This is a genomic window from Rhodanobacter sp. Root179, assembly GCF_001428465.1.
GTDB lineage: Bacteria > Pseudomonadota > Gammaproteobacteria > Xanthomonadales > Rhodanobacteraceae > Rhodanobacter.
On the sequence record NZ_LMHR01000077.1, the window covers coordinates 54,901 to 76,904 of the forward strand.

A 22,004-nucleotide genomic window follows, 5' to 3' on the forward strand; every position below is an offset into this window, starting at 1 on the left:
CGGCCGGTGTCGTCACCACCGACCGATGCGCCCGAAGCTCAGTGCTCGGTGACCCGGGCGTCCTTCAGCAGCAGGTCGAGCTTGGCCTTCATTTCGGCGGCGGGGTGGCTGCCCTCGGCGTAGTGGTAGACGGTGTACAGCACGTCGGGCCGGGCCTGGCCCGGCGCGGCCAGCACGCTGCTGATCTTCATCACGTCGTTCTCGCTGCGCGGCACGCCATCGAACGGCCGCTGGCGGTTGCTGATCTTGCTCCAGTTGCTCTTGTAGTCGTCGTTGAGGTCGTCCGACGGCACCACCACGCGGGCGAAATTGCTCCAGTACTTGTCGTGAGCACTGGCCGCCTGCCACACGTCGGTCACGTCCCAGACCACCTTGCCGTGGTCGAGGAAGTAGCTGAAGCCGATGGTGAGCATGCTGTCCTTGTCGATCTTCTGCAGCGCCGGGGTGTAGGCGTAGCGCAGCCGCTTCGAGCTGTAGGCGAAGCGATGGCCGTAGTCGATGTCGATGCGGATGTCGTCGAACGCCGCCGGCAGCAGGTCCTTCTGCTTCAGGAAATCCTGCCACTGGGCCAGGCTGCCGTCGTAGGTGACGTAGAAGAAGTCGGTGAGCGCCTGCAGGTTGATCAGGAAGTCGTGCTCCTGGCTGGCCGGGGCGATCCGCATCAGCACCGCGTAGCCGTCCGGCACCGGCAGGGCGAAGCTCATCACCACCGCATTCTCGGCCGGTATCGGCCATACCCGCACCTGCCAGCGGCGCTGCCAGGCATCGGTGTACAGCGTGTCGCGCACCGGCTTGCCCAGCGAGGTGATGCGCACCTGCTCGGGGCCGACGTTGCGGGTGAGGAAGCCGACCCTGGCGATCATGTCCATCAGCTTGACCGGGTCGCGGTACAGCGCGGCGGCCGTCACGTTGTCGGGCCGGCGCACGTGGAACAGCAGGTTGCGCCCGACCACGCCCGGCGTGACGTAGCCGTTGTTCGACAGGCTGGTCTTGCCGCCCTCCTTCTTCGCCAGGCTCCAGGTACCGTCATTGTCGCGGGTGATCAGCGAGGGGAAGTCGTCCATCGACGGCGTCGAATGCAGCAGTTCGTTGGAGCCCTGGCCGCGCGGGAACAGCCGCTCCGGCTCCTTCGCCAGCAAGGCCTTGAGCTGGCTGTCGGCATAGGCGTTGAAGCGCTGCTGGAATGCCGCGCTGAAGTCGGCGAAGCTCAGCGGCAACTTGAACTCGGCCTTGAAGGTGTTGCTGAGCGTGGTGTCGAACACGTCGAACTGGTAGGGCATGCGCTGGTCGATCGAGGCAACGTGATCGGGCGCGTCCAGCACGCGGCCGATCGGCAGCGCGTAGTTCAGGTTTTCGTTCTGCGACTTCATCAGCACGATGCCGATGACCTTGCCGTTCGCGTCCAGCAGCGGACCGCCGCTGTTGCCCGGTGATGCCGCCGCGGAGAAGCGCATCCACTTCCAGCGGCCGTCCTGGTCTTCCGGCGTGTCGGAGGTGTACAGGCCGTCGCGGATCACCACGCCGGTACCCAGCGCATTGCCCACCGCGTAGACCACGCCGTTGAGACTGGGCGTGGTGTCCACCTCCAGCGCGGCGGCCTGCGCCGGCTGCGTGGCCAGGCTGAACACCACGAAATCCTGCTGCAGCGAATACTTCTCGATCTTGCCGATCGCATACACATGGCCACCGGCGTCGCGCAGCGCAGGCTCGCCCCACAGGCTGTCGATGCCCACCTGCAGCACATGCGCCGCGGTCACGTAGCGGTTGTTGCCCAGCGCGAAGGCGGTGCCGATCGAGTAATACTTGTCGTTGCGCTCCTGGAACGGCAGCAGCTCCAGCGGCAGCGGCTTCTCGTAGGTCAGCGGGTCCTTGACTGGCTTGGCGGCCACCACTTCGAAGGTGGCCGCCTGGATCTTCGGCAACACGGCCGGATCGAGACTGGCCGCATGGCTGGCGGCCGCAGCGAACAGGCTCACCAGGGCAAGGAGCGCGAACCGGCTGCAGGCCGTGCGCATGAAGCCGGGCTTGCGCCGCGGCGATTCCATTACGTGCATGAGTGTCCTTCGCATGAACGCCGCCACCGGATTCCCCCCGCGGGCCCCTGGCTGTGACGGCCGAATCTGGATACTGCCGATTCCGAATACTGCCATGACAGGTCCGGCGCTGCACCGGCGGGCTGATGGCGGCGATCGGCCGAAGTCATGACAATGGCCGTCGGACCGGTGGACTCGGGCCCGCAAGGCCCCATATATGACCGGTGAGCACTTCCCGACTGTCACGCGGATCCGCACCGATGCGCAACGACTCCTGCCCGCTGGACGCATTCCACCCGGCCGTCGCCGCCTGGTTTCGCCGCACCTTCCCTGCGCCTACCGCGGCGCAGGCGGCAGCGTGGCCATCGATCCGCGCGGGCAGCCACACCTTGGTCGCCGCACCCACCGGCTCGGGCAAGACGCTGACCGCCTTCCTCGCCGCGATCGACGAACTGGTGCGCGAAGGCGTGGCGCACGGCGGCGTGCTGGCCGACGCCACCAGCGTGCTCTACGTGTCACCGCTGAAGGCGCTGTCCAACGACATCCACATCAACCTGGAAGCGCCGCTGGAAGGCATCCGCGCCGAACTCGAAAAACTCGGCCTGCCCGACGTGGCGATCCGCACCGCAGTGCGCACCGGCGACACCCCGCAGGTCGAGCGGACTCTGTTGCGCAAAGTGCCGCCGCATATCCTGGTGACCACGCCGGAGTCGCTGTACGTGCTGCTCGGCTCGGCCTCGGGGCGCGCCATGCTGGCCGGCGTGCGCTCGGTGATCGTCGACGAGATCCACGCCATCGCCGGCAGCAAGCGCGGCTCGCACCTGGCATTGTCGCTGGAGCGGCTGGAATCGCTGTGCCAGCGGCGCCTGCTGCGGATCGGGTTGTCGGCGACGCAGAAGCCCATAGAAAAGATCGCCGACTTTCTGGTCGGGGCGCCCTCTCCCTTGGCCAAGGAGAAAATCAAGGTCAACAACCATGTTGATTTCGTCGATGATGGCTGCGCCATCATCGACGTGGGCCACACCCGCCCCCGCGACCTCGCCATCGAAGTGCCCCCGGTCCCGCTCGAAGCGGTGATGTCCAACGACAGCTGGGAGCTGGTCTACAACCGCCTCGCCCAACTGGTGGAGGCGCATCGCACCACCCTGGTCTTCGTCAACACGCGGCGCATGGCCGAGCGCGCCGCACGTCATCTGTCCGAGCGGCTGGGCAAGGAACACGTGGCCGCGCATCACGGCAGCCTGGCCAAGGAGCTGCGGCTGGACGCCGAGCAGCGGCTGAAGCGCGGCGAATTGAAGGTGCTGGTGGCGACCGCCTCGCTGGAGCTGGGCATCGACATCGGCGAGGTGGACCTGGTCTGCCAGCTCGGCTCGCCGCGTTCGATCGCCGCCTTCCTGCAGCGCGCCGGGCGTTCCGGCCACAGCATCGACGGCACGCCGAAGGCGCGGCTGTTCCCGGCCACCCGCGACGACCTGATCGAATGCACCGCCCTGCTCGATTGCGTGCGTCGCGGCGAGCTGGACGCGCTGATCCTGCCACCGCAGCCGCTGGATGTGCTGGCCCAGCAGATCGTGGCCGAAGTCGCCTGCGCCGAGTGGGACGAGGACGCGCTGTACGAACTGGTGCGCCGCGCGTATCCGTATCGCGATCTTTCGCGCGCGGATTTCGACGCCGTGGTGCGCATGCTGGCCGAAGGCTTCACCACTCGGCAGGGCCCCCGCGCGGCGTACATCCATCGCGACGCGGTGAACCGGCAACTGCGCCCGCGGCGCAGTGCGCGGCTCACCGCGTTGACCTCCGGTGGCACCATTCCCGAGACCGCCGACTACAAGGTGGTGCTGGAACCGCAGGCGATCATCGTGGGCACGGTGAACGAGGATTTCGCGGTCGAGAGCATGGCCGGCGACATCTTCCAGCTGGGCAACGCCAGCTACCGCATCCAGCGCGTCGAGCGCGACCGCTTGCGGGTGGAGGATGCGCACGGCGCACCGCCGAGTATTCCGTTCTGGCTGGGCGAGGCGCCCGGGCGCAGCAACGAGCTGTCGTTCGGCGTGTCGCGATTGCGCGAGGAAATCTCCGTACAGCTCGATGCCGGCGGCGTGCCGACGGCGGTGGCGTGGCTGCGCGAATCATTGGGCCTTGGCGAAGCGGCCGCGCAGCAACTGGCCGACTACCTCGCCCGGGCCAAAGCAGCGCTCGGCGTCCTTCCCAGCCAGCACACCCTGGTGCTGGAGCGCTTCTTCGACGAATCCGGCGGCACCCAGCTGGTGATCCACACACCGTGGGGCAGCCGCATCAACCGTGCGTGGGGACTGGCGTTGCGCAAGCGCTTCTGCCGCCAGTTCAACTTCGAGCTGCAGGCCGCGGCGACCGAGGATGCGATCGTGCTGTCGCTGTCCACCAGCCACAGTTTTCCGCTGGAGGAAGTGGCGCATTACCTGCACTCGAACACCGCCGAGCACGTGCTGGTGCAGGCCCTGCTCGACGCCCCGCTGTTCCCCGCGCGCTGGCGCTGGAATGCGGTGACCGCGCTGGCGCTGCCGCGCTTCACCGGTGGCAAGAAGACCCCGCCGCCGCTGCAGCGGATGAAGAGCGAGGACCTGCTCGCCGCGGTGTTCCCCGACCAGGTCGCCTGCCTGGAAAACATCGTGGGCGAGCGCGAGGTGCCCGACCACCCGCTGGTCAACCAGACCATGCACGACTGCCTGCGCGAGGCGATGGACGTCGATGGGCTGCTGGCGATCCTGCGCCAGCTCGAAGCCGGCGAGATCGCCATCGTGGCGCGCGACCTGACCGCACCCAGCCCGCTCGCCGCCGAAGTGTTGAACGCGGCACCGTATGCCTTCCTCGACGATGCGCCGCTGGAAGAGCGCCGCACCCAGGCCGTGCAGAACCGTCGCTGGAACGCCGACAGCGCCGACGACCTGGGCCGGCTCGATCCCGACGCGATCGCCGCGGTGCGCGAGGAGGCGTGGCCGCAGGTGCGCGATGCCGACGAGATGCACGAGGCGCTGACCTTGCTGGGTTTCGTCACCGCCGCGGAGGTTGACGCCAACACGGGCTGGGCCGAACGACTGCAGGCACTCGCCAGGGCCATGCGCGCGACACGCCTCACCGGCGTGTGGACCACCGCGGAACAGTTGCCGCTGTGGCTGGCGCTGCATCCGGCAGCCAGCATGGAACCGCCGATCACGGCGCCCGCCGAATACGCCGCGCAGGCGTGGACGCGCGAGGACGCACTGCTGGAACTGGTGCGCCACCGTCTCGGCGGGCTCGGCCCGGTCACCGTGCGCGAGCTGGCGCAATCGATGAACGTCGACGCGGGCGAGATCGAGCAGGCGCTGTTGCGGCTGCAGTCCGAAGGCTACGTGATGCAGGGCCGCTTCACCGCCGATGCGGCCGACACCGAATGGTGCGAGCGGCATCTGCTGGCGCGCATCCACCGCTACACCATCGGCCGGCTGCGCCGCGAGATCGAGCCGGTCAGCCGGCGCGCGCTGATGCGCTTCCTGTTCGACTGGCAGCACGTGTCGGCGGCCACCCGCTTGAACGGCCCCGATGCGCTGGTTGCCACGCTGGCACAGCTGGAAGGTTACGAGGCTGCGGCCGGCGCGTGGGAAGCGGAGATCCTGCCAGCGCGCGTGGGCGATTACTCGATCAGCTGGCTGGACGAGCTGTGCCGTTCCGGCCGCATCGCCTGGAGCCGGCTGCGCACCGGCAGCGGCGGCGGCGGGCCGGTGCGCAGCACGCCGATCGTGCTGCTGCCCCGCCGGGAGATGGCCGTCTGGACGGCCGTCGCCGCGGGCGAGCCGCAGGACATCCTGCTGTCCTCGCGCGCCCAGGCCGTGGCCGACGCGCTGCGCGAACATGGCGCGCTGTTCTTCGACGAACTGCTGGCCGACACCCGCCTGCTGCGGACGGAGCTGGAAGACGCACTGGGTGAACTGGTCGCCGCCGGCCGGATCAGCGCCGACAGCTTCGCCGGCCTGCGCGCCCTGCTGCTGCCGGCGGCGAAGCGCGACGGCGCACGGCAGCGGCGCATGCGCCGGCATGCGTTCGGCGGAATCGAGGATGCAGGACGCTGGGCATTGGCGCGGGGCTCCTCCCTTCTCCCCACCGGGGAGAAGGTGGCCCCGAAGGGGTCGGATGAGGGGCGGGTGCTCGCGGAGAGGTCAGAAGGTTCGCGAGGAGAGCAGCCCCTCACCTCAATCCTCTCCCCGGAGGGGAGAGGAAGCGAACGTGGCGCTTCGCGCCGGCTTGATTCGGATGAAGCAGAGCACGTTGCACGTGCTCTGCTTCGTCGCTACGGCGTGGTGTTCTGGAAGCTGCTGGAACGCGAGGCGCCGTGGCTGCCGTCGTGGCGCGAACTGCTGCGCGTCTATCACCGGCTGGAGGCGCGCGGCGAAATCCGCGGCGGGCGTTTCGTCGAAGGCTTGGTCGGCGAGCAGTTCGCCCTGCCCGAGGCGATCGCGCCGCTGCGGGCGATTCGCCAGCGCGCGGACGACGGCGAGCTGGTCTGCGTCAGCGGCAGCGATCCGCTGAACCTGGTCGGCACCGTACTGGTCGGCGACAAGGTACCGGCGCTGGCCGGCTCGCGCGTGCTGTATCGCGACGGCATGCCGATCGCCGCGCTGGTCGGCGGCAAGGTCGTGCCATTGATCGAGTTGCCGGCAGCCGATGCCCGGCTGGCGAAGCAGGTGTTGCTGCGCCAGCCGCCCTCGCAGCCGGAAGCCGTGGCCGCGGCGCGCTGACGCGATGGGCTGCCTGCCGGTGCTGCTGCTGTTCCCGCTGGGTTTCGGGCTTGGCTATCTGGTGGGCGGCGACGTCGGCGGCATCTGGGGCGGCGGCATCGGCCTGACGCTTGGCCTGGCGTTGATGGTCCTGCTGGTCCGGGCGATGCGGCGGCGGCGCTAGAGCTTGAGATGGATGTGCCGGCGATCCATCGCCCGAACGATCAGCCACCACACCGTCACGAACACCACGGCGAACGCCAGCGATGGCACGTACGGACCGAAGCGCGGCGTCATCCAGTCGGCGAACAACGTGCGGTACCACGACGCCTGGCCCAGCGTGGGCAGCACGATCTGCATCAGCTCCGAACCGGCATAGGCGGCAATCGCGTTGACGCCGAAGCTGCGACCCAGGGCGGGCCAGCCGCGACGGTCGATCAGCCAGTGGAACGCCAGCAGCGCCAGCGTGGCCCAGCCTGCCGTCCACAGCACGAACGACGGCGTCCACAGGTTCTTGTTCAGCGGCAACCACAGCGACCACAGCGCGCCAAGCAGAAGGCAGGCGACACCGGCCAGCAACAGCGTCCGGATTTTCCCGCGGCGCAGCCAGCAGCCCGCGCGCAAACCCAGCAAGGTGCTGGCCAGGGACGGCAAGCTGCCGAGCAGACCTTCCGGGTCGTGGCCGCGGCCGGTGGCCGGGTCGATCAGGTAGACGAAGCGGCCGAACACCGCGCTGTCGAAACGGCTGACGATGTTCGTCCACGGCTCCAGCGAACCGCCGAGCACCAGCAGCCCCCAATAGCCCAGCAGCAGGCCGGCGATGGCGGTCCACTGCGTGCGCGGTCGCGTGTACACCGCGAACAGCGCCACCCCCGCGAAGCACAGCCCGATGCGTTGCAGCACGCCGGGAAAACGCAGGTGGGCCTGCGGCATGACCAGCGCCGCCAGCACATTGATCGCCACGCCCAGCAGCAGGATGCGCAGCGCACGCCACATCGCGCCGCGGATCAGCGCCTCGGGCGTCGCGCCCTGCTCCAGTCGCGGCAGGATCGAGAACGCCACCGACACGCCGACCACGAACAGGAAGAACGGAAACACCAGGTCGGTCGGCGTGCAGCCGTTCCACGCCGAGTGTTCCAGTGGCCAGTAGACATGCCCCCAGTCACCGGGATCGTTGACCAGCAGCATCGCGGCCACGGTGCAGCCGCGCAGCGCGTCGAGGGAGGCGAGGCGTTTCATGCAAGGCAAAAGCGAAAGCGCAAAAGCATCGGAATACCTCCCCCTTCCAGGGTGAGGAAGGGAGGGGGTAGCTCAGGGTCGCCGGGAAAATCAAAGGCGAACCCCACCCCAACCCTCCCCTGCTGCGCAGGGGAGGGAGCCGTACGGCGCACGGACAGGCGCACTCTCACTTGCTCAGCGCCACGCGACCCAGCGCGTACAGCGGCCCGTCGATCGGCGCGGTGTAGATCAGGCACAACGCGCGTTCGCCCTGCTGCGCGGGCAGCGCCGCGTCCAGGGTGAAGTTGCGGGCGCTGTGCGCGGGATCGGGCAAGGCCATGCTGGCCAGCACCGGGCCGGCGCAAGTGTCCCGGTGCACCACCAGTTCGCCGAACGGCGTCCTGTTCGGGTGCGACATCACCAGCTTCTGTTCGTGCGCCAGCGCGAAGTTGCGTTCGAGCCGCACCGCCTCGACATGGATGCGGCGCAGTCCATCCAGCGGCGTGGCGGGATACAGCTGGCAGCTGTTGAACACGTTGATGCTGTAGACCGGCGACGCCGAGGCGGCATCGGGCAGCGGTTGCACGCGCAGGCGGAAATCGCTGCCGGGGCAGTTCGGCAAGTCGTTGCCGTCGAGGCCGAGCAGACTGGCGCGATCCAGCACACGCTGACGCGAGGTGGCCAGCACGCTGCCATCGGCGGCGAAGCTTGCCGCGCGCACGGTGGTCGGCAGGGTCACGTTGAACGGTGCGTCGTAGCGCGGCGAAGCCTGCGTGGGCGCGTTGCCGTCCAGCGTGTAGCGGATGGTGCCGAAATCCGTCTGGTTCGACAGCGTGACGGTGGCCTTGCCGGTGGCCAGGGCAAGCGTGCGATCGATGGCGATGTCCACCGCGAACGCGCTGTCGGCATAGCCGACATGCTGCGCCCGGTAACGCGCGAGCTGCGCCGGCAGCCGGGCGAGGAAGCCCGGCCAGTCGCTGGTGGCCGGCGACCACGCCACTTCACTGAGCGCATCCAGCCGCGGGAACACGGCGTGTTCCACATGCGCGAAGGTGGGAATGTGCTCGGCCCACACGTTGGCCTGCACGCCGAGCACATGCGCGGCTTGCTTCGGGCCCAGCACGGCAGGCACCACCTGGAATGCGTAGACGCTGCGCAGCGATTCCACGCCCATGCGCCCGGCGTATTCGTCGGCGAGGTCGCCCTGCACGTGATCGAAGTACAGCGCAGGCGCGGGCGACATCACCACGTCGTGGCCCATCATCGTCGCCTTGATCGCGCCGTCGGTGCCGCGCCAGGACATCACCGTGGCGTCGGCCGGCAGGTGCTCGCCTTCGAGGATCTCGTCCCAGCCGATCAGCTTGCGGCCATGCCGGTCGAGGTACTGGCCGATGCGGTCGATGAACCAGCCCTGCAGCGCGTCTTCGCTGGTGATGCCCAGCGCGCGCATCTTCGCCTGCACGGCGGGCGAGGCCTGCCACTGGTCCTTGATCGCCTCGTCGCCGCCGACGTGGATGTATCTGGAGGGGAACAGCGCCAGCACTTCGTCGAGCACGTTGTCGATGAAGTCGAAGGTGGCATCGTCCACGTTGTACAGATACGGATTGACGCCCCAGTCGACCGACACTTCCGGCCGCTTTCCGGTGACGCCGAGCTGCGGGTACGCGGCCACCGCGGCCTGTGCATGACCGGGCATGTCCAGCTCCGGCACGATGGTGATGTGGCGCGCGGTGGCATAGGCGACCACCTCGCGGATCTGCGCCTGCGTGTAGAAGCCGCCGTAGCGTTTCGGCTCGCCATCCTTGCCGGCGTCCGGCGGCGAGCGCCACGCACCGATGCGGGTGAGCTCGGGATAGCGTCTGATCTGGATCCGCCAGCCCTGGTCGTCGGTGAGATGCCAATGGAACACGTTGAGCTTGTGCTGGGCCATCTGGTCGAGCAGGCGTTTCACCTCGTCCACGCTCTGGAAGTGGCGCACCGAATCCAGCATCAGGCCGCGCCAGGCGAAGCGGGGCTGGTCGGCGATGTGCAAGGCCGGCACCTGCACCGCGCCGTATTTCGCATCGGGCGTGAGCAGTTGCCACAGCGTGGTCGCGCCACGGAACAGTCCGGCGTCGGTGCGCGCTGCGAGCCTGATGCCTTGCGGCGTCACGTCGAGCACATAGGCTTCGTCATTCGCCGGCGCGAGCCCGGGGTCGAGCTGCAGCACGATCTCGCCGGTGGCGGCGGCGCGCTGGTGCACGGCGAGTTTCAGGCCACGCGTGCGCCCGGTGAGGTCGGCCAGCCATTGCGCGGTGCGCAGGCTTGCCGCGCTTTTGTCGGCAACCACGATCGGCGTGGCCGGGCCTACGGTGAAATGTCCCTCTGCCGGGTCGACTTGGACCGGCTGGGGAATCAGGGAGTTGACGGGTGGCCGGGCCAGCAGCGGATTGGCCAGCAGCCAGGTCGCGGCGAACAGCATGCAGCGCAACAGGACGGTCGGGCGGCGCGTAGTCGACAAGGTCATCGGCGGTCTCCGCAGGATGGTCCACGCAGGATGCCATGGACGTGGACGCAAGGCCTGCTCAAAAAAACGGGCCCGGAAAGACTTGCCCGGGCCCGTTCGGGGAGGATGCTGCGCCATCCATGGCTCGCGTTTTCTGCATGCAAATCAGAGCACGCAGATCAGAAAACGCGGATCAGAGCTTGAAGCGGAGGTTCAGGTAGTACTGGCGACCGTTCACATAGAACGCATACGGCTGTTTTCCGTAGGCGTCGTTCTTGGTGTAGTACTTCAGCTTCGGGTTATTGAGGTTCATCGCGTCCAGCGACAGCGACATCCAGTCGGTGAAGTTCACGCCCAGCGAAGCGGACAGGCTGCCGATGCCTTGCTGGAAGTAGGTGTCGGTGCGGCTGACACCGGCGTAGAACTCCGAACGATAGGTGTAGCTGACGCGGGCGTTCAGCAGCTTGTTCTCGAAGTAACCAGACACGTTGTAGGTGTTCTTCGAGGTGCCCTGCAACGGCTCGTCACCCGTGGCATGGCCATCGGCATAGGTGTAGTTGCCCTGCACGCCGAAGTGCTCGCCGACCGGCTGGATGTAGTTCAGCTCCACGCCACGCACCTGGCCGTTGACGTTGCGCGGCACGCTGATCAGGTAGTCGTTGAACACGTCGTGGCCAGCCGCCTGTGAGGCCTGCATGTCCTTGAACGTGCGTGTCTCGTTGCCGAAGTTGATGTAGTCCTTCAGGTTCATCGCGTACACGCCGGCGGACAGCAGGCCGCGCGGCGCGAAATACCATTCCAACGACGCATCGAAGTTGCTGGAGATCAGCGGATCGAGCTTCGGATTGCCGCCACTGCCAGTGTGGGTGAGATCGTCGGCGGAGACGTAGCCGGCCAGCGCCGAGTAGTCCGGACGGGTCATCGTCTGCGAGGCGGCCACGCGCAGCAGCAGGTCGTCGTTGATGCTGTAACGCAGGTTCGCGCTGGGCAGGAACTTGCTGTGGGTCTTCTTGTAGGTGTTCCAGTAGTAGTCGCCGAAGGCGGAGCCAGTGATCGGACCTTCCACGGTATTGGCGTCGCCATCGGGCGCGGTACTGCTGTAGCCGATGTTTTCCTTGGTCTGCACGTAGCGCACGCCGAAGTTGCCGGCGACCGCGCCGGTTTCGAAGTTCATCTGCAGATAGGCGGCGGTGTCCTTCTCCTTCACCCGGTAGATGTCGTTGAAGTAGAACCGCCCGACCGGATCACGATTGGCGAACTGCGAGTCGATCTGCGCCAGCTGGCCCGGCGTGTAGTACCAGATATTGCTGGGGAAGCTGCCGCCCACCGAGTTGCCGAAATCGCCGGGATAGTTCTGGTGCGAGGTCGGGTACAGCGCCGGATTGGTCCAGTCGGTGGCCCAGTTCGGCCCCTGCGCCACTTCGAACGGGTTTTCGCGGGTGTGATCGGCGTAGCGCACGCCAAACTCAAGCGAGGAGAACGCGCCATCGTCGAACGCGAGCTCGCCGTCGAGCTGGCCCCACTTCTCCTTGTCGGTGACCTTGATGCCCTGGCCGCCGAAGATCCAGCCGGAACCGGGCAGGATGCCGGACGGCGAGGCGTTGTCGCCGCCCAGCGTCCAGTTGATCGGCTTGCCGGTGCCGCGCATGTCCCAGCTGGCGCCCGCGCCGCCCGCGGTACCCAGTTCGATCACGTCCTGGGTCGGGCTGCTGCCGGTGCCGCGGGTGCTGCCCACCTGGCCCTTCAGGGTCAGGTGATCGGAGACCCGCCAGTTGGCGTCGAGGGTGAGGAACTTCGATTCGGAGGCGGCACCCGGACGGGAGATCTGGTCATAGACGCCATAGGCGTTGGTGCCACCGGCGATCGTGCCGTTGGTGACCACGTTGTTGTTGACCGTGCCCGGAGTCAGCACGCCGCCGCCCGCACCGCCCAGCGCGCTGCTGGCCCACATCATGTAGTTGCGGTTGTAGTTGTCGGCCTTGAGCTTGGAATAGAAGCCGTTCAGGTCGAGCGTGAGGTTGTCGGTGGGCTTGAACTGCAGGTCGACCACGCCGCCCTTGCGCTCGCGCGTCTGGGTGAACAGCACTGCGCCGATCTCGTTCGGGTAGTACATGCCGGCCAGTTCGGGATGCGCCGCGACGGTGTTCGGTGCCGAGGCCGCGGTAATCTGCTGGTAGCCGCCAACCACTTCCTGGCCATTGCGCTGCAGGCTGCGCTTCTCGTAGAAGCCCTGCACCAGCAGGCCGACGGTGTTGCTGTCGTTCTTCCAGTTGAACATCCCGCTGAACTGCGGCTTGGTGTTGCTGGGCAGGTCGGAGTAGACGCCGCCGATCGACGCTTCGGCGGTGATGTTCTTGGCGAACTCGAGCGGCTTGCGCGAGATGATGTCGACCGAGCCGGCCGCGCCACCCTCGACGATCTTCGCCTCGGAGGTCTTGTGCACCACGACCTGGCTGACGATTTCCGACGGCAGCAGGCTGTAGCTGACGCTGCGGCCCACGGTCTGCACCTGGCTCAGCACGAACCAGTCACCGGTGCCCACCGTGTGGCCGTTGACCAGGGTCTGGGTCAGGCTGGGGTTGGTGCCGCGCAGGCTGACGCGATCGTTCTCGTCGAAGCCGCCTTCGGCAGCGCTGGACGAGCTGATGTTGACGCCGGGCAGGCGCTGCAGCGTATCGGCCACGTTCTTGGCCGGCAGCTTGCCGATGTCTTCGGCGGTGACGATTTCCACGTGCGACGCCGCGGCCTTCTTGAGGTTCAGCGACTCCGCCTCGCTGTCGCGGATACCCACCACGGTGACGGTGCCAAGCTGGGTGGCGTCCTTGTCCTTCTGCCGGGTCGTGCTGGTCGTGTTGCCGGTCGATTGTGCGTCCTGCGCAAACGCCACGCCGGATACGCACAGACTGGTGATGATGCTCGCTGCTAGCAATGTCTTGCGGTAATTCATGATCTCCTCCCCTCAGAGGCTGGCTTGAATCAGGACCGGCTGATGACGGTCGCGGACGTTGGTTGTGACTTGCTTGGCGCCGTGTCGCCGGATGGCGGACGGAATCTCATCTCAATCTCCCTTGTGCTCATCCAGAAACCAGCCGGCGGCGCCAATGACACCAAGCTGGCCGTGCTCGATCAGTCGAACCGGAACCTGTTGCAGCCAGGCGCGCATCACGCCCTTGTTGAAATAGCGTTCGGCAAACGTGCTGGCCAGCAGGAACGGCTGGATCTGCGGCAGGATGCCGCCGGCCAGGTACACCGCGCGGGCGCCGTACAGCAGCACCAGGTCGCCCACGAAACTGCCCAGCAATCCGCAGAAGACCTGCAGCGCCTCGACCGCGGCGGCGTCGTTGCCGGCCAGTGCGGCAGCGGTGATCTCGGCCGGGGTCAGCTGGCGCTCGATGCAGCCGCGCAACTCGCACAGCGCGCCGTAAAGCTTGAGCAGGCCAGGGCCGGACAGCGCGTCCTCGAACGACACGTGCGAACGTTCGCGGCGGAACAGGCGCAAGATCTCGATCTCGCGCTCGGTGCCCGGCGCCAGCGAAATCTGGCCCGCCTCGGTGGCCAGCACCTGGGCGCGCGGCTGGCCCGGCAGCAGCACCGCCGAACCCAGGCCGGTGCCCGGGCCCATCACCAGCACCGGTCCGCGGGTGGCGGGCCGGCTGCTCTCGATGATGGACATCGCGTCGTCGGCGCCGATGAACTGGGTGGCGTACGCCACCGCCTCGAAGTCGTTGATCACGGCCAGCTGGCGGATGCCGAGCGCGGCGCGGATCTCGCCGATCGACACCGGCCACGGCAGGTTCTCGTTGACGATGGCGTCGTCCAGCACGTAGCCGGCGCAGGCCACCGCGCAATCGCTGAGCTGGCTGCGCAGGGCCGCGTGCGGTGATGCCTCGAGCTGCGCCACGAAGTCGCCGAGCATCGCGGGCAGGCCGGACCAGTCCGCGCAGCTGTAGCGGTGGTAATGCAGCACCTTGACCGACTGGCCGCCCGGCGCCGCGACCACCAGGCCGATGCGCGCGTGCGTGCCGCCCACATCGGCGGCCAGGAACGGCTGCGCCGCAACGGGGCCGGCACGACCGACGCCTTTCGACGACAGGCCGTCGCCCAGCGACGTGCCGGTTACCGCGGATGCATGGCGCTGGTTGGCGCGTTCCCCCACTGCCCTCTCCCGTGTCTGGCCCGCTGGCGTCGACGATGCGATGGACGCATCCGGCCGGGGCTGATGAGGGCCGAGTCTGCTGTCAAAATGACAACGTTGTCAACAGGGTTCGATGCGATTTTTCCAAAGCCCTCTGCGGCGCCGCAACATAGCTGTCATGACACTCCTGCGTCGGCGTCCAACTTTGCACCATGCAGCATTGTTGCACAGAGAAAGCACCCGATCAGACCCTCCGGCCAGGCGCTGACGCAGCGCCACACAAACACCGGTTTCGGACGTCTGGACGGCTGCGCCGAAAGCGGGATCCGGCCGCTCGCGTCCAGCCATAATTGACAACGTTGCACTTTTCAGCGAATAAAGAGACATTCCAGCCAGCCCGGTCATCCGATCGGCGCACGCGGCGACTCGGGGAAAACATCCATGGCAACGACGCTGACGGCGGCACCGTCCCAACGCGGCTATTTCGGTCCGATGCTGATCATCGGCGTGCTGTTCTTCATCTTCGGCTTCGTCACCTGGCTGAACGGCCCGCTGACGATCTTCGTGAAGCTCGCCTTCAACCTCGACGACGTCAGCGCCTTCCTGATCCCGGTGGCGTTCTACCTGTCGTACTTCTGCCTGGCCCTGCCCTCGTCGGTGGTGCTGCGACGCACCGGCATGAAGAAGGGCATGGCGCTGGGCCTGTTCGTGATGGCGATCGGCGCGGTGCTGTTCGGCGAGTTCATCAACATCCGCATCTACCACGGCGCCCTGGTCGGGCTGTTCGTGATCGGCGCCGGACTGTCGCTGCTGCAGACCGCGTCCAATCCCTACATCAGCATCCTGGGGCCGATCGACAGCGCGGCGCAGCGGATCGCCTTCATGGGCATCTGCAACAAGGTGGCCGGCGCGCTGGCGCCGCTGGTCTTCGGCGCGCTGGTGCTCAGCGGCATCGACACGCTGGACCAGCAGGTGAAGGACGCGCCCACCGAGGCGGCGCGCGAGGCCCTGCTCAACGGGTTCGCGGCGCGCGTGTACTGGCCGTACATGGCGATGGCGGCGCTGCTGGTGTTGCTGGCGATCTGGGTGGTGCGCTCGTCGCTGCCGGAGATCAAGCCCGCCGGCGCGAACGACGAAAGGGCGATCGGCCATGCCGGCCGCAGCATCTACAGCTTTCCGCACATGTGGCTGGGCGTGCTGTGCCTGTTCCTCTACGTCGGCGTGGAGGTGATGGCAGGCGACGCGATCGGCATCTACGGCCAGGGCTTCGGCCTGCCGCTGGACGCCACCAAGCATTTCACCTCGTACACCATGCTCGGCATGCTGGCCGGCTACGTCGTGGGCCTGCTGGTGATCCCCCGCTACATCTCGCAGCAGCGTTACCTGGCCGTGTCGGCGGTGCTGGGCGTGCTGTTCGCGATCGGCGCGTATGTCACCCGGGGCTTCGTGTCGGTGGGCTTCGTCGCCGCGCTGGGCTTCGCCAACGCGATGATGTGGCCGGCGATCTTCCCGCTCGCGATCAAGGGGCTGGGCCGGCACACCGAGGCGGCCTCCGCGCTGCTGATCATGGGCATCGTCGGCGGCGCGCTGATCCCGCAGGTCTTCGTGCACCTGAAGCAGCTGATCGACTTCCAGCTGGCCTTCCTGTGCGTGATGGTGCCGTGCTACCTGTACATCCTCTACTACGGCATGGCCGGGCACCACATCGGCCAGGCCGCCGCCAGCAGCGCGGCACAAGGCACTTGAGCTAGGATGCATGCGCCGCCGCGCAATCCGGCGGCGCCCGCTTCGGTTCGACGGCAGCGGCGTCACCAATCACGATGCATGAGGTTCAACGGGTGCGCAGTGCCACCATCAAGGATGTCGCGGAACGGGCCGGCGTCTCGCTGAAGACCGTTTCGCGAGTGATCAACAACGAACCGTCCGTGCATGCCCGCACCCGCGAGAAGGTGCAGCGCGAGATCGACGCGCTCGGCTACCAGCCCGACCCCTCCGCGCGCAGCCTGCGCAGCACCCGCGCCTACGCGATCGGACTGGTCTACGACAATCCGAACGCGCACTACATCATCAACCTGCAGCGCGGCGTGCTGTCGGTGTGCCGCTCCAGCGGCTTCGGCCTGCAGATCCATCCCTGCGATTCGGCCTCGCCGAAACTGGCCGACGAGCTGCGCACCCTGGTGCAGCGCTCGCGCCTGGCCGGCCTGGTGCTGGCGCCGCCGATGTCCGAACAGCCGGAGCTGATCCGCAGCCTGGTCGAGGCGAAGATCCCGTTCATCCGAATCATCTCCGCGCGCAAGGACCCGCAGGACGGCTTCCCCTGCGTCTACGTCGACGACCGCGACGCCGCCTACGCGATCACCGAGCACCTGATCCAGCTCGGCCACCAGCGCATCGGCTTCCTGTGGGGCGGCCGCGAACACCGTTCCAGCCCCGAGCGCTACCAGGGTTACGAGGACGCGCTGAAGGACTACGGCATCCCGCTCGACCGCAAGCTGATCCTCGCCGGCGACTACACCTTCGACGACGGCTTCCGCGGCGCCCGCAAGCTGCTGGCGCTGAAGGATCGCCCCACCGCGATCTTCGGTTCCAACGACGAAATCGCCGCCGGCGTACTGGCCGCCGCCCACTCCGACGGCATTAACGTGCCCTACGAACTGTCGATCGCCGGCTTCGAGGACAGCCCGTTCTCCAAGCAGTCCTGGCCGGCATTGACCACCGCCCGCCAGGCCACCGAGGAAATCGCGCGGCATGCCGCCCAGCGCCTGATCGGCGACCTGCAGCGCGAAGCCAACGGCGAACCGGCCCAGCATGCAAACGAAGGCTTCAGCCCGGAGCTGGTGGTGCGGGGGTCGACGGCGCCGCGGCATGTGGCGCAGGCGCCACGAGGTGGTGGTGGGCGGCGTAAGCCAGGGGTTTGAGGGCCGGCCGGAGACCCGGCTGTGCGTCTGGCGAAGTCGAGGACTTGGAGTTAACTACCCCCGTCCAGTCAAGTTCACTCAAGCCGCCTCCCACGCCTTTGCCAGTTCCCCGGCAAGGTCACGATAACGGCGCGGCGGATGGCCAAGCAGGCCGGTGAGCAGCTCCACCGCATTCGATTTTCCGAGCATGCCGTCGACGTGGAAGCGCGCCAGCATCAGGCGCAAATCGTAAGCCGACCACGACGGCATGAAGCCGGCCATGACGGCCTCCCAGGCATCGAGGTCGTTGCCCACGGGCGTCACCGGCTTGCCCAGCACGCCGGACCAGATCGTCGCCAGCGCATCACCGGCCAGTACGTCCGGGCCGGTGATCTCGATCACCTCGCGCGGCAACGGCGTCGCGGCCCGCGCGCGGCGCAGCAGCGCAGTTACCGCGATCTCGGCGATGTCGCGCACGTCGACCATCGCCACGCCGACGTTGCCGATGGGCATGCCGTAATGCCCCTGCAGCAGGCCGTCCTTGAGCGCCGCATCGTTCTGCATGAAGTAGGACGGGCGCAACACGGTCACCGGCAGGTCGAACTGCTCGATCATCCGTTCCACCGTGTACTTGCCGGTGAAATGCGGCACGTCGGTGTAGGCATCGCTGTTGAGTACCGACAGATACACGATGCGCTGGATGCCCGCCTCGCGCGCCAGGCTCAGCGTGCCGATCGCCTGGGTCAATTCATCGGCGACCACGGCATTCAGAAGGAACAGCGTGTCGACCTCCTTCAGCGCCGCACGCATCGAGGGGATGTCGGTCATGTCGCCCTTGACCGCGATGACGCCCTCGGGAAACGACGCCTTGGCCGGGTCGCGCGTCAACGCGTGGACGCTGGCGCCCTGCGCGGCCAGCCCGCGAACGACGAGGCTGCCGATGGTGCCGGTGCTGCCAGTGACGAGAATGTTCATGGGGATCTCCTTCAGGTGGTGGACAACGCCATCCTGCTGTTTCAAGAAGCGTCCTGATAGCCGCATAATCTGGACATCCCGTCTCATTTATGGAACAGCCGTGGATCTGCTCGCCCTGGCCGATTTCAACGACGTGGCGCGACATGGCGGCTTCGGCCGCGCCGCCCGAGCCACCGGTCGACCCAAGGCCACACTGTCGCGGCGGGTACGCCAGCTGGAGGACGCGCTGGGCGTGCGCCTGTTCGAGCGCGGCGGCCATACGCTCCGGCTGACGCCGGAGGGACGCGAGCTGCAGGAACGGACGCAGTCGCTGCTGGAACACATCGACGAAGTGGGCGAGGTGTTGCGTGGGGGCATCGGCACGCCACGCGGCAGGCTGCGCATCAGCGCGCCGGTGCTGTTCGGCCAGCGCGGCCTGGGCCGCATCGCCGCGGACTACGCGCTCGCCTATCCCCAGGTGCAGCTGGAAGTGGTCACCGAGGATCGCTTCGTCGATCCGGTGGATGACGATTTCGACCTGATCATCCGCGCCAACCCCGATCCCTCGACCGACCTGGCCGGCCGTTGCTTCCTGCGCGAGGTGATGGTGGTCGTGGCCGCACCGTCGCTGCCGCGGCCAGCGGGAAGAAGTACCGTCGCCGTGCCCGCCATCACCCTGTCGCGCACGCCCGCCGATGCCACCTGGCAACTCACCCGCGCGCGCAGCGTGCGCCACATCGCGACGCACACCGTGCTGCGCCTGTCGTCGATGGCGATGATCCACGATGCGGTGATCGCCGGGGTGGGCGCCGCTGCCATGCCGCGCTCGCTGGTCCAGGCCGACATCGACGCCGGCCGGCTGCTCGACTGGGGCATGCTCGCCGACCACCCGGTCGAAGTATGGGCACTGTATCCCTCACATCGACATGTAAGCGCCCGAGTGGCCGCCTTCGTGAAGCTGCTGCTGGACCGTTTTGAAAATGCCTCACCACGCGCATTCGCTCGACTCGCGAGCGGGAGGTGAAGCGGCGCCGGCGATGCGTCAGCCGCGTGCAAGCACGCCAATGGCGATCACCGCCAGCGCCACGCCAGCCAGGTTGAGCCGACTCAGGCGCTCCCGAAACAACAGCAAGCCAACCACCGCACCCAGCGCCACCACGCCGATATTCATGCTGGCGAAGACCAGGGCCGGGTGCTGCGGCAGGGCGCGGTGGCCGCGCAGGTAGAACAGGATGTTGCCGAAGTTGGCCAGGCCCAGCAGCAGTCCGGCGACGGCGCTGCGAGCGGTGAAGCGGGTGCTGCCGTGGACGCGGCGCCACAGCTGCATCGCGAACGCGACCAGCAGCGCCAGCGCGAACATCGCCTGCAGCGAGGTGCCCAGCGACACGCCGGCCTGGGCCACCCGCTTGAACAGGATGTCGATCACGCCGAAGCCGGCGAACACCAGCAGCGGATACAGCCAGCCGGCGGCGCCCTCGTTCGTCGGTGCGTGGCCGCTGCGCCAGACCATGCACGAGAGCGCCAGCAGGCCCAGCGCGATGCCGCCCAGCTTGAACGCGGAGAGCTGCTCGCCGAACAGCACGAACGCGGCCAGCAGCGACAGCAGCAGGGACAGCCGCTGCGCCGCATCGCTGCGCACGATGCCGGCGTGGCGCACCGCGGCGGCCAGGGCGAGGAAGATGGTCGGCAGCAGGATGCCCAGCGCGACCAGCGCCAGCCACGGCACACCCGGTGCGCGCAGGCTGGCCGGCGCGGGTTGCAGCAGCAGCGCGGTGAGCGCGCTGGCCACCAGGTAGTTCCAGGCGATCGCCTGGCCCACGTCGAGCCGGAATCGGCGCGCCAGTTTCAGCAACACCGACACCAGCACGCTGCACAGCACGCTCAGCAACACGAAAATCATCGGGGCATTCCAGCGCGACCAGGGCGCATTGTGCCGCAGCACCGGCCAAAGTCGTCGGCGCGATCGGGCATCAGCCGCGCAGGCTCTTCACCAGCATCAGGATCGCCACCGCGATGATCGCCAGCGCGAAGATGATGTTCAGCGCGCCACGCGTCTTCGCCAGCCGCTTCGCACCCATCGCTCCCAGCCAGCCGCCGACGATGCCGCCGCCGATGAACTCGGCCGCCACCGGCCAGTCGACCAGGCCGGAGATCGCGTAGTTGGTCGCCGCGGTGAGGCCGAACGAGCCGACCGCGAACAGCGAGGTGCCGATCGCGTAGATGATCTCCATGCCGCTGGCAAACATCAGCCCGGGCACGATCAGGAAGCCGCCGCCGATGCCGAAGAAGCCGGCCAGGCTGCCGGTGCCCAGGCCCACCGCGCCCAGTCGCGGATACATGCCAGGCAGCGGATAGCGATCCACACCGCCGCGCCGTCCGCGCAGCATGAAGCCGGCCACCACCATCATCAGCAGCGCGAACAGCACCAGCAGGTGCTGGCCGTTGATCGCCTTGCCGATGCTGGAGCCGATGAAGGCGCCGAGCACGCCGGTGGCGGCGAAAGTGAAGGCCACCTTCCAGCGCACGTGGCCGGCACGCGCATGGGGGATCAGGTTGGCGAACGCATTGAACGACACCGCCAGCGCACTGGTGCCGATCGCCAGGTGCGGGTCGTGCACGCCGACCACGTACAGCAGCAACGGCACCGCCAGGATCGAGCCGCCACCGCCGATCAGGGCCAGCGAGAAACCTACGGCCGAACCGCAGGCGATCGCCAGCAGGGCCTGCATGGTCAGCAGATGCGTCATCGCGGCTTCCATGCAGGTGGAAGGTCAGTCGTCGACACAGAACTGCCTGAACAAGGTGGTCATCAGCGCCTGCACGCGCGGGTCGCTGATGCGGTAATGGATCGTCTGCGCTTCGCGCCGGCCGCTGACCACGCCGTCGCGACGCAACAGCGACAGGTGCTGGGACACGGTGGCCTGGGCCAGCTCCAGCGCCTGCGCCAGCTCGCCCACCGAGCGTTCGCCCTGCACCAGCTCGCACAGCAGCATCAGCCGGTTGTGGCTGGCCATCGCCTTCAGCACCGCGACCGCCTCGTCGGCGTGGCGATGCAGCTGCGCCGGCAGGGCCGGCGCGGCGACGTGCCGCGCCCGAGGCTTGCGCCGGGTGACGGTGGCCATCAACGGCGGCTCATTTCCAGCCAGCCGCGCAGGATCGACAAGTCGTAACCGGCCGCCTCGGTGGTGGCCAGGATGTTGTCGACGGTGTCGTCGGACGACAGCGCCCACAGCGCGCTGCAGCGCGTGCCGCTGCGGCAGAACGCCAGCACCGGCCCGGGCAGCTGCGCCAGCGCCTCGCTGAAGCTGCGCACCTGGTCATCGTTGACCTTGCCCGACACCACCGGGATATGCCGCCATTCGAGGCCCGCCGCGAGTGCCGCCGCTTCCAGCCCGGCGTTGTCCGGCTGGCCCGGCTCTTCGCCGTCGGGCCGGTTGTTGACGACGCTGCGAAAGCCCTGCGCGACGATCGCCGGCATGTCCGCCGCGGCGATCTGCGGGGCGACGCTGAGCTGCTCGGTGAGTTGACGGGGTTGCATGGGTTTCCCTCCAG

At 67.8% G+C, this 22,004-nt stretch carries 15 protein-coding genes; 5 read left to right on the forward strand and 10 right to left on the reverse strand.

Annotated features, from left to right (window positions below; all coding sequences use genetic code 11):
- Window positions 1–38: 38 nt before the first annotated feature.
- Entirely contained in the window at window positions 39–2,054 is a 2,016-nt protein-coding gene (locus tag ASD82_RS09840; RefSeq protein ID WP_235580678.1) for a serine protease, read from the reverse strand.
- 239 nt (window positions 2,055–2,293) lie between these two features.
- On the opposite strand from ASD82_RS09840, the gene ASD82_RS09845 reads away from it, so the two are divergent.
- Both ASD82_RS09845 and ASD82_RS17945 read left to right on the forward strand, forming a co-directional pair.
- Complete coding sequence (locus ASD82_RS09845) at window positions 2,294–6,784, forward strand: DEAD/DEAH box helicase (protein WP_056717652.1); 4,491 nt, start codon at window positions 2,294–2,296, stop codon at window positions 6,782–6,784.
- Between the two features lie 4 nt (window positions 6,785–6,788).
- Window positions 6,789–6,947, forward strand: a complete 159-nt coding sequence (locus tag ASD82_RS17945) for a hypothetical protein (RefSeq protein ID WP_200950279.1) — start codon at window positions 6,789–6,791, stop codon at window positions 6,945–6,947.
- On the opposite strand, the gene ASD82_RS09850 is transcribed toward ASD82_RS17945, so the two are convergent.
- From ASD82_RS09850 to ASD82_RS09865, 4 genes are all read right to left on the reverse strand, one after another.
- Window positions 6,944–8,002: a heparan-alpha-glucosaminide N-acetyltransferase domain-containing protein gene (locus tag ASD82_RS09850; RefSeq protein WP_056717653.1), complete on the reverse strand. Its 1,059-nt coding sequence runs from the start codon at window positions 8,000–8,002 to the stop codon at window positions 6,944–6,946. The genes ASD82_RS17945 and ASD82_RS09850 overlap by 4 nt on opposite strands.
- Before the next feature lie 166 nt (window positions 8,003–8,168).
- Window positions 8,169–10,442 carry a family 20 glycosylhydrolase gene (locus ASD82_RS09855; protein ID WP_056717689.1) on the reverse strand — a complete coding sequence of 758 codons (2,274 nt, stop codon included), beginning with the start codon at window positions 10,440–10,442 and terminating at the stop codon, window positions 8,169–8,171.
- A gap of 217 nt (window positions 10,443–10,659) precedes the next feature.
- Window positions 10,660–13,413, reverse strand: a complete 2,754-nt coding sequence (locus ASD82_RS09860) for a TonB-dependent receptor (RefSeq protein WP_056717654.1) — start codon at window positions 13,411–13,413, stop codon at window positions 10,660–10,662.
- 111 nt (window positions 13,414–13,524) lie between these two features.
- The gene (locus ASD82_RS09865; protein ID WP_056717655.1) at window positions 13,525–14,622 is read right to left on the reverse strand and encodes a glucokinase; all 1,098 of its coding nucleotides are present in this window, start codon (window positions 14,620–14,622) and stop codon (window positions 13,525–13,527) included.
- Window positions 14,623–15,042: 420 nt separating this feature from the next.
- On the opposite strand from ASD82_RS09865, the gene ASD82_RS09870 reads away from it, so the two are divergent.
- Together ASD82_RS09870 and ASD82_RS09875 are read left to right on the forward strand one after the other, a co-directional pair.
- Window positions 15,043–16,347: a sugar MFS transporter gene (locus ASD82_RS09870; RefSeq protein WP_056717656.1), complete on the forward strand. Its 1,305-nt coding sequence runs from the start codon at window positions 15,043–15,045 to the stop codon at window positions 16,345–16,347.
- Between the two features lie 92 nt (window positions 16,348–16,439).
- Window positions 16,440–17,519, forward strand: coding sequence for a LacI family DNA-binding transcriptional regulator (locus ASD82_RS09875; RefSeq protein WP_056717657.1), 1,080 nt, complete (start codon window positions 16,440–16,442; stop codon window positions 17,517–17,519).
- A gap of 78 nt (window positions 17,520–17,597) precedes the next feature.
- Here the strand turns inward: ASD82_RS09875 and ASD82_RS09880 are convergent, their stop codons facing one another.
- Complete coding sequence (locus ASD82_RS09880) at window positions 17,598–18,473, reverse strand: NmrA/HSCARG family protein (RefSeq protein ID WP_056717658.1); 876 nt, start codon at window positions 18,471–18,473, stop codon at window positions 17,598–17,600.
- A 100-nt stretch (window positions 18,474–18,573) separates the two neighbouring features.
- On the opposite strand from ASD82_RS09880, the gene ASD82_RS09885 reads away from it, so the two are divergent.
- Window positions 18,574–19,476 carry a LysR family transcriptional regulator gene (locus ASD82_RS09885; RefSeq protein WP_056717659.1) on the forward strand — a complete coding sequence of 301 codons (903 nt, stop codon included), beginning with the start codon at window positions 18,574–18,576 and terminating at the stop codon, window positions 19,474–19,476.
- 18 nt (window positions 19,477–19,494) lie between these two features.
- On the opposite strand, the gene ASD82_RS09890 is transcribed toward ASD82_RS09885, so the two are convergent.
- From ASD82_RS09890 to ASD82_RS09905, 4 genes are all read right to left on the reverse strand, one after another.
- Entirely contained in the window at window positions 19,495–20,352 is an 858-nt protein-coding gene (locus ASD82_RS09890; RefSeq protein WP_056717690.1) for a DMT family transporter, read from the reverse strand.
- Window positions 20,353–20,422: 70 nt separating this feature from the next.
- Entirely contained in the window at window positions 20,423–21,187 is a 765-nt protein-coding gene (locus ASD82_RS09895) for a sulfite exporter TauE/SafE family protein (protein ID WP_056717691.1), read from the reverse strand.
- Between the two features lie 36 nt (window positions 21,188–21,223).
- Window positions 21,224–21,574 (reverse strand): metalloregulator ArsR/SmtB family transcription factor, encoded by a 351-nt coding sequence (locus ASD82_RS09900; RefSeq protein ID WP_082585297.1) that lies wholly within the window; start codon window positions 21,572–21,574, stop codon window positions 21,224–21,226.
- Window positions 21,574–21,990, reverse strand: coding sequence for a TIGR01244 family sulfur transferase (locus ASD82_RS09905; protein WP_056717660.1), 417 nt, complete (start codon window positions 21,988–21,990; stop codon window positions 21,574–21,576). Before ASD82_RS09905 ends, ASD82_RS09900 begins: the two co-directional genes overlap by 1 nt.
- Window positions 21,991–22,004 lie beyond the last annotated feature (14 nt).

What these genes read in the sequence shown, in the direction of transcription:
- ASD82_RS17945 (WP_200950279.1), top strand. Translation starts at nt 6,789, where the DNA reads ATGGGCTGCCTGCCGGTGCTGCTGCTGTTCCCGCTGGGTTTCGGGCTT.
- ASD82_RS09840 (WP_235580678.1), bottom strand. Translation starts at nt 2,054, where the DNA reads ATGCACGTAATGGAATCGCCGCGGCGCAAGCCCGGCTTCATGCGCACG.
- ASD82_RS09855 (WP_056717689.1), bottom strand. Translation starts at nt 10,442, where the DNA reads ATGCTGTTCGCCGCGACCTGGCTGCTGGCCAATCCGCTGCTGGCCCGG.
- ASD82_RS09870 (WP_056717656.1), top strand. Translation starts at nt 15,043, where the DNA reads ATGGCAACGACGCTGACGGCGGCACCGTCCCAACGCGGCTATTTCGGT.
- ASD82_RS09860 (WP_056717654.1), bottom strand. Translation starts at nt 13,413, where the DNA reads ATGAATTACCGCAAGACATTGCTAGCAGCGAGCATCATCACCAGTCTG.
- ASD82_RS09900 (WP_082585297.1), bottom strand. Translation starts at nt 21,574, where the DNA reads ATGGCCACCGTCACCCGGCGCAAGCCTCGGGCGCGGCACGTCGCCGCG.
- ASD82_RS09905 (WP_056717660.1), bottom strand. Translation starts at nt 21,990, where the DNA reads ATGCAACCCCGTCAACTCACCGAGCAGCTCAGCGTCGCCCCGCAGATC.
- ASD82_RS09850 (WP_056717653.1), bottom strand. Translation starts at nt 8,002, where the DNA reads ATGAAACGCCTCGCCTCCCTCGACGCGCTGCGCGGCTGCACCGTGGCC.
- ASD82_RS09890 (WP_056717690.1), bottom strand. Translation starts at nt 20,352, where the DNA reads ATGATTTTCGTGTTGCTGAGCGTGCTGTGCAGCGTGCTGGTGTCGGTG.
- ASD82_RS09845 (WP_056717652.1), top strand. Translation starts at nt 2,294, where the DNA reads ATGCGCAACGACTCCTGCCCGCTGGACGCATTCCACCCGGCCGTCGCC.
- ASD82_RS09880 (WP_056717658.1), bottom strand. Translation starts at nt 18,473, where the DNA reads ATGAACATTCTCGTCACTGGCAGCACCGGCACCATCGGCAGCCTCGTC.